At 54.9% G+C, this 759-nt stretch carries 1 protein-coding gene; it reads left to right on the top strand.

The window, feature by feature from the left end; all coding sequences use genetic code 11:
* Positions 1–242: 242 nt before the first annotated feature.
* Complete coding sequence (locus tag AC0L2R_RS33785; RefSeq protein WP_473514112.1) at positions 243–587, top strand: hypothetical protein; 345 nt, start codon at positions 243–245, stop codon at positions 585–587.
* The last annotated feature ends 172 nt before the right edge of the window (positions 588–759 follow it).

The raw sequence follows: 759 nt of genomic DNA, 5'->3' as shown, positions 1-759 counted from the left end.
ATCGATATCGGCTACGACCCTGCCGGCTGTGTTCTGCTGGACGAGAAGGGAGTCCGAATTTCGTGAAGGCGAAGTTGCCTGATGGCTCATTCGGCGGGCCGCCGATGAAAGTATACTCGGGATAAATGCTGCCTAAGGAGGAACTGATTTCGCGTCCATCCGGAACTCGGTTTTGGAGAAACACAAACCTTTAGTCTTAGCGCTATGCAGAGAGATTTATTAGAATCAGGCTCAGCGAATACATGGATTATGATGCAACCGTTGGCCTCGCTCGTGAAGGCGGGAGAAGTGACGCCTTTGGAGCCCGGGCGGCACACGACGAGGTCAGCCCGAGCATCAATGCGGTCACCGAGTTCTATGAAGATGCCGAGACTGTTGCCGGCGCCGACGAGGGCCTCTTTCATGGTATACCGTTCCTTCGCAAGGATAACGGCGCTTCCGAAGCTGGCCGGATTCAGGAAAAAGGGAGTCGTCAGTTTAAAGGTTATCGTCCCGAGGCCGACAGCTACTATTTTCGTCACGCGCGAGATGCAGGCTCCGTACAATCGGAAGAACAACATGCCCGGAATTTGGTACTTCAGGAATGAGTGGATCCGTTCTCAACGGCATTACCGGCAATGTTGGAACATCGAACGATCCGCAGGAGGCTCATCTTCGGGAGCTGCCGCTGCGGTGGCCGCCGGGCGTTATCAACTTAACTCGCGTTCAGTTTGCGGCATAGACCGATGGCATGAACACCGCGACCGTCAGCTACAAGCG

The organism is Mesorhizobium sp. WSM4820 (assembly GCF_055811075.1).
Note: the sequence above shows the minus strand (reverse complement) of the source record. Positions and strands in the feature narration are given on the sequence as shown.